Raw genomic sequence first — 6,897 nt, 5'->3', positions numbered from 1 at the left:
CCCCCACCCCGGCCCCGGCCGACGACGACCTCTCGGCCCTGGCCGCCCGCCACGGTCTCGCGGTCAGTGGTGCCCGCCCCTCCCTGCCGGAGTACATCCGTCAGCTCTGGGCGCGACGCCACTTCATCAGTGCTTTCGCCACCGCCAAGCTCACCGCACAGTACAGCCAGGCGAAGCTGGGGCAGCTCTGGCAAGTGATGAACCCGCTGCTGAACGCGGCGGTGTACTACTTCATCTTCGGCATCCTGCTGGGCACCTCGCACGGTGTCCCCGACTTCGTGCCGTTCCTTGTCACGGGTGTGTTCGTCTGGACGTTCACCCAGAGTTCGATCATGGCGGGCACGCGGGCGATCTCCGGCAACATCGGCCTCGTCCGGGCCCTGCACTTCCCGCGGGCGGCCCTGCCGATCTCCTTCTGCCTCCAGCAGCTCCAGCAGCTGCTGTTCTCGATGGTCGCGCTGATCGTCATCCTGCTCTGCTTCGGCGTGCCCGTCAGCATGTCCTGGCTGCTGGTGCTGCCCGCCCTGGCGCTCCAGTTCGTGTTCAACACCGGCATGTCGATGGTCATGGCGCGGATGGGCGCGAAGACGCCGGACATCGCGCAGCTGATGCCGTTCATCCTGCGCACCTGGATGTACGTCTCCGGCGTGATGTGGAGCATCGACAAGGTGCTCAGCCACGACGATCTGCCCCACTGGGCGATGACGGCGCTCCAGTGCAACCCCGCCGCCGTCTACATCGACCTGATGCGCTTCGCCCTGATCGACAGCTTCCACGCCAGCCAGCTGCCGCCGCACGTGTGGCTGGTCGCGGTGGGCTGGGCCCTGGTCGCGGGCGTCGGCGGCTTCATCTACTTCTGGAAGGCTGAGGAGACGTACGGCCGTGGCTGAGAACCCGACTTCCCCGACTTCCGCCGACGAGCGGATCCCCACCGTCGTCGCCGACCGCGTCAACATCGTCTACCGGGTCAACGGCACCGGCGCCGGCCGCGGCACCGCGACCGCCGCCCTCAACCGCATCCTGCGCCGCGGCAAGGTCGAGAAGGCGGCGGGCGTGCGCAAGGTGCACGCGGTGAAGGACGTGTCCTTCGTCGCCTACCGGGGCGAGGCGATCGGCCTGGTCGGCACCAACGGCTCCGGCAAGTCGACCCTGCTGCGGGCCATCGCCGGTCTGCTGCCGCCCGAGACCGGCCGGGTCTACACCGACGGCCAGCCCTCGCTGCTCGGCGTCAACGCGGCCCTGATGGGCGACCTCACGGGCGAGCGGAACGTCATCCTGGGCGGTCTCGCCATGGGCATGTCCCGCGAGGAGATCAAGGAGCGCTACCAGTCCATCGTCGACTTCTCCGGCATCAACGAGAAGGGCGACTTCATCAGCCTGCCGATGCGCACCTACTCCTCCGGCATGGGCGCCCGGCTGCGCTTCGCCATCGCCGCCGCCAAGGACCACGACGTCCTGATGATCGACGAGGCGCTGGCCACCGGCGACCGCAAGTTCCAGCGGCGCTCCGAGGAACGCATCCGCGAGCTGCGCCAGGAGGCCGGCACGGTGTTCCTGGTCAGCCACGGCGCCAAGGCGATCCGCGACACCTGCACCCGCGTGCTGTGGCTGGAGCGCGGCGAGCTGCTCATGGACGGACCCACGGAAGAGGTCATGGACCAGTACGAGGAGTTCACCAACGGCAACGGCAAGGCGCCGCAGCCGCTGCGGGAGACGCGGGCCGAACTGCGACAGCAGAAGGTCGCCCTGCACTCCTGATCCAGGCATCCGGACATCCAGGCAGCGCCGGGGCCCGAATCATTCGGGCCAATCACATCGACCACACCAACCACTTTCAACCTTTTCATCCGATCAGTGACAGTATGTCCGGAAAGGTGCGCCCGGCCGACGAAAAGGCGGACGACGACGAGAGGTCACCACACGAAGGAGACCACCGCGATGCCCGAGCTCAGCGTCATCGTCCACGGCCCGAACACCCAGGGCCGACTGGCCGCCCTCCTCGACGGCCTGGCCGCCCATCCGCTCCCGGACGTCGAGGTGATCGTCGCCGCGGTGGGCGACTGGGCCCGTGAGACCGCCCAGGGACACGCGTCCGAGCTGACCGTGCTGCCCCTGCCGGCCGGCACCGGGGACGCCGAGGCCAGGGCCGCGGGAGCCGCGCGGGCGTCCGGCCGCTGGCTGCACTTCGTCCGGGCCGGCGACGGACTGCCGGCCGACGCCCCGCACACGGTCGCCGAGCGGGCCGCCGAACTGACCGCGTCGCCGGACCCGGTGGACGTACTCCTCTTCGACCACGTCCGCTCCACCTGGCAGACGACGGGAGCGCCCTCCGCGGACGGTCTGCTGCTGGCCCGCACGGGCCGGACCGCCGTCGTCCTGGACCAGGCCCCGCAGCTGCTGCGGCTCGCCCCGCTGCTCGGCAACCGGGCCGTCCGCGCCGACTTCTGGCGGGCCCACGCGGAGGACCTCGGCACGGACGACGAGCCGTTCGCCGCCTACGCCGCCCTGCTGCACGCCGAGCGCGTCGCCTGCCTGCCCCACATCGCCTACGAGCACCGCGAGCCGCGCCCGGAGAGCCTCCCCGGGGTCGCACCGCAGAAACGGTTCGCCCTGATCGACCGCTACGAGTCGCTCCTCACCCGTACCGCGCCGGACCGCCCCGGCCCGCACGCCGAGCTGTACGACGTGATGGTCCAGGACTGTCTGCGCACCTTCGCCCGCTCGGCGATGCCGGAAGCGGTGGCGCGCGAGTTCTTCCGGCGGGCGTCGCTCGCCGCGGTCCGCGGGCGCCCGGAGCACCACCAGCGCCCGGCCGGCTTCGAAGGCGTACGCCGGGCCCTCCTGGAGGAGGGCGCGTACACCAAGTACCGGGCCTTCCAGGCCGCCAACCGCACGCGCCGCGCGGCCAGATCGGCCGTGCGCGCCCAGAGCCGCCGGATCGGCGCGAAGTTCCGGGACCACCGGTACCGCAGCGCGCTCGGCCGCCCGGCCGACCCCGGCCTCGCGGTGTTCTCGGCCTACTGGAACCGCGGGATCGCCTGCAACCCGGCCGCGATCGCCGCCAAGCTCACCGAGCTCGCCCCGCGGATCCACCAGGTGTGGGTGGTGACGGCGGCGAACGCCGCGCTGCTGCCGCCCGGCACGGACCATGTCGTCCCCAACACCCCCCGCTACTGGGAGGTCCTGGCGAGCGCCAAGTACCTGGTCAACAACGTCAACTTCGCCGACGCGGTGATCAAACGCCCGGACGCGGTCCATCTCCAGACCCACCACGGCACCCCGCTCAAGCACATGGGCCTGGACCAGTTGCGCTTCCCGGCCGCCGCGCAGGGCATCGACTTCGCCGCGCTGCTGGCCCGCGTCGACAAATGGGACTACAGCGTCTCCGCCAACAGCCACTCCACCCGGATGTGGGAGCGCGCCTACCCGTCGCGCTACGTCTCCCTGGACCACGGCTACCCGCGCAACGACGTCTACTACACGGCCACCGCGGCGGACGTCCGCGCGGTCCGTGCCCGCCTGGGCATCGCGCCCGGCCGGCGGGCCGTCCTGTACGCCCCCACCCACCGCGACTACGAGGCCGGCTGGACCCCGCGCCTGGACCTCGCCGCCCTCGCCGACCGGCTGGGCGAGGACACCGTCCTGCTCGTGCGCGGCCACTACTTCTACGACGGGTCGGCATCCCCCCTGGCCGGCCTGCGCCGCACCGGACGCATCATCGACGTCTCCTGCTACGACCCGGTCGAGGAACTCGCCCTGGCCGCCGACGCGCTGGTCACGGACTACTCGTCCATCATGTTCGACTACGCCAACCTCGACCGCCCGATCGTGATCTACGCCGACGACTGGGAGACGTACGCGACGACCCGGGGCGTCTACTTCGACCTGCCGGCCGAGGCGCCGGGCCAGGTGGCCCGTACCCAGGAGGAACTGACCGAGATCCTCGCGTCGGACGCCTGGCGCGACGAGCGCGCGGCGAAGGCGCGGGCCGCCTTCCGGCGCCGTTTCTGCGCGTACGACGACGGGCGCGCCGCCGAGCGGGTCGTCCGCCGGGTCTTCCTCGGCGAGAGCGAGCAGTCGCTGCCCCGGCCGGTCCCCGTCGACGAGCGGACCCCGGCCCCTACCCCGCAGGAGGCGGACGCCCGATGACCACGCCCGAGGCCGCCCCCGACACCCCGTACGCCCCTCACCTCGCCGACGCTCCCGTTGCCCCGGACACCCCCGACGTCACGGTCACGGTGATCGTCTACAACGACGCCGAACGCCTCCCGCGCGCCGTCGCCTCGCTGCGCCGCCAGACGCACGCCGACATCGAGATCATCATCAGCGACGACCACTCCACCGACGCCACCCCGGAGGTGGCCCGTCGGCTGGCGGCCGAGGACCCGCGGATCCTGTACCTGCGGCTGCCCGAGAACAGCGGCGGGTGCAGCGCCCCGCGCAACCGCGCGCTGGAGATCGCCCGCGCCCCGTACCTGATGTTCCTGGACAGCGACGACGAGCTTCCGGCCGACGCCGTCGAACTGCTGCTGGCCGCCCACCGCGAGCGCGAGGTCGACTTCACGATGGGCGCCGTGCAGCGGGTGCGCATCGACACCGGGCGCCGGTCCACCTGGATGCCCCACCTGGTCGACCGGCGCCGCACGGTGGAGGGCATCGAGGCCGACCCGCGGCTGCTGTTCGAGCACCTGTCGACGAGCAAGATGTACGCGCGCGCCTTCCTCGACCGGCACGGCCTGCGCTTCCCCGAGGGCATCCACTACGAGGACCAGCTGTTCACGGCGCAGGCGTACTGCCTCGCCAAGGAGTTCACGATCATCCCTGAGCCGGTCTACCGCTGGTACATCGAGCCGTACGCGGCCTCGGGGTCTCGGTCGATCTCCAACCAGCGGCACAGGCTCGGCAACGTCGCCGACCGCGTCCGGGTACAGCGGCTGATCGACGCCTTCCTGGCCGAGAGCGGGCACGAGTCGCTGCGCGAGGACAAGGACTACAAGTTCCTCAAGCACGACTTCCGCATGTACGCCGGGGACCTGCCCTACCGGGACGACGCCTGGCTGGAGTCGTTCGCGCAGATCGTGAACCCGTATCTGGCGACGCTCGCGCCGGGCGCGTACGCCCGGCTGCCGCGGGCCGAGCGGGTGGTCCTCCAACTGGTCCGCGAGGGCCGTACCGAGCAGGTCAGGGTGGCGGCCCGGGGGCTGGGCCACGGTGTGGCCCCCAGGACGGTGACCGCGGACGCGCAGGGCCGGACCTACTGGGGGGACACGGTCGCGCAGGGCCCGCGCTCCCGCCGCGAACTGGACGTCACGGACCTGGAGCTGGACACCCGCCCCTTCCCCGGCGCGCTGCTGCGTCACGAGATCGTCGAACTGGCCCCGGGTCCCGGCGCCTCGCTGGACCTGGCCGTACGCACCTACGACCCGGGGCTGCGGCTGGCCGTCGGCCCGCAGCGCGCCTGTCTTCTGCTCACCCCCGGCCGGCGGCTCACGGTGCCCTTCCGGCTGCTCCCGGTGCGCCCCGGCGTCTTCGAGGGGCACGTCCACCTCGATCTCGTGGCGGCCGCCCCACCCCTCCAGGGCTTCGCCGGGGTGCGTCATCCGCTGCTCCGCCTCGAACAGAACGGCCTGCCGCACACCTCGCTCCTCCTGGCGCCGCTCGACTTCCCGGCCCTCACCGCCCGCGTCGGCTACCGCTCCGGCACCTCGCCCCACCAGGTGACGGTGGAACCGGAGGGCCGCAACCCGGGCCGTCTCCAGGTGCGGTGGGTGCCGGTGGGCACGACCGCACGCCTCGTACGGCCGCTGGTGCAGAAGGTGGCACCGCCGAAGGTGCGACGGGCGGCCCGGCTGGTGCGCAGCGCGCTGAGGTGACGGCGCACGGCGGCGAGAGCGTTCGCGCGGACCGGCCTCCAGGGGCCGGTCGGCGAAGGCCGGTCACGCGGGCCGGCCGGCGAGGGGATGTCACGGCACGACGGCGTACAGCACCTGTCCGCCCGGCCCCCGGGCCACCCTGCGCAGCCCGCCGGTCTCCCGCGGCGCCCCCCGGTCCACCACCCACCGCACCCCGTACGACCGGACGATGTCCTGTCGCACCCCCGGTGCCGTCCCCGCCGCGAAGTACCTGCGCACCGCGTCCGCCCGCCGGGCCTCGTCCGGCAGGAAGAAGTCGGGATACCCGGGAGCCACGGTGTAGGGCCCGTAGGCCGGGATCTGCCGCGCCTCGGACGTCCGGGCCAGCACCACGTCCCCGTACCTCACCCACGGGGTGATCCACCGGTACCCGACCCAGGGCTGCCGGTACTTCGCCGCCACCGCCTCGGGCAGCCGCCCGGGCGGAACCACGTACCCCAGCGTCCCGGCCTGGGTCCACGCCCCCACCAGCAGTGCCGCGCCGAGCACGCAGGCCCACGCGGTCCGCACCCGGCGCCGTCCGGCCGTCACCGCTTCCAGCGCGGCGGCGGTCTGCGCCGGGATCAGCACCGCGGGCAGCGCACGCCCCCAGGAGTAGTGCCCGCTCAGCCAGCCCCCCGCGCACACCACGAGCCCGAGCGCGAAGAACAGGACCAGCGGATCCCACCGGTCGCGCCGCCATCGCAGCCCCAGCGCCACCACGCCGAGCAGCACCAGCCAGAACCGTCCCACCAGGTCCCGGTACAGCGCCCGGTGCACCGACTCCAGCCCCGAACCGGCCCCGAAGAGCGCGAAGAAGTCGTAGTACGGCCACAGCCACAGCACCAGCAGCCCCAGTGCCAGGCCCGCCGCCGCCCGGCCCCACACGGCTCGCGCGGGCCGCGCGGCGAGCACCGTGGCGAGTGCGCCCAGCGAGGCCACGACCCCCGAGAACTGGTGGCAGAGCAGGATCACCGCCCACAGCACCCCGAGCCCCAGCCAGGCC

General features: G+C 72.7%; 4 protein-coding genes and 1 pseudogene. 4 read left to right on the top strand and 1 reads right to left on the bottom strand.

What is annotated here, in order from left to right; genetic code table 11:
• From FNH09_RS43190 to FNH09_RS43175, 4 genes are all read left to right on the top strand, one after another.
• Positions 1–890, top strand: an 890-nt coding sequence (locus FNH09_RS43190; protein ID WP_152895340.1) for an ABC transporter permease, incomplete at its 5' end; no start/stop codon positions are given.
• Positions 883–1,758: an ATP-binding cassette domain-containing protein gene (locus FNH09_RS43185; RefSeq protein ID WP_162469967.1), complete on the top strand. Its 876-nt coding sequence runs from the start codon at positions 883–885 to the stop codon at positions 1,756–1,758. The genes FNH09_RS43190 and FNH09_RS43185, both read left to right, overlap by 8 nt.
• Before the next feature lie 180 nt (positions 1,759–1,938).
• Complete coding sequence (locus FNH09_RS43180; protein WP_152895338.1) at positions 1,939–4,149, top strand: CDP-glycerol glycerophosphotransferase family protein; 2,211 nt, start codon at positions 1,939–1,941, stop codon at positions 4,147–4,149.
• Positions 4,146–5,873, top strand: a complete 1,728-nt coding sequence (locus FNH09_RS43175; RefSeq protein ID WP_152895337.1) for a glycosyltransferase family 2 protein — start codon at positions 4,146–4,148, stop codon at positions 5,871–5,873. Before FNH09_RS43180 ends, FNH09_RS43175 begins: the two co-directional genes overlap by 4 nt.
• Positions 5,874–5,963: 90 nt before the next feature.
• Here FNH09_RS43175 and FNH09_RS43170 read toward each other — a convergent pair.
• Positions 5,964–6,897: pseudogene (locus tag FNH09_RS43170) on the bottom strand (hypothetical protein); the annotation flags it as partial.

This window comes from Streptomyces adustus (genome assembly GCF_009377175.1).
Lineage (GTDB): Bacteria > Actinomycetota > Actinomycetes > Streptomycetales > Streptomycetaceae > Streptomyces > Streptomyces adustus.
The sequence above is the reverse complement of the archived record's forward strand: the minus strand, read 5'-3'. Positions and strand labels throughout refer to the sequence as shown.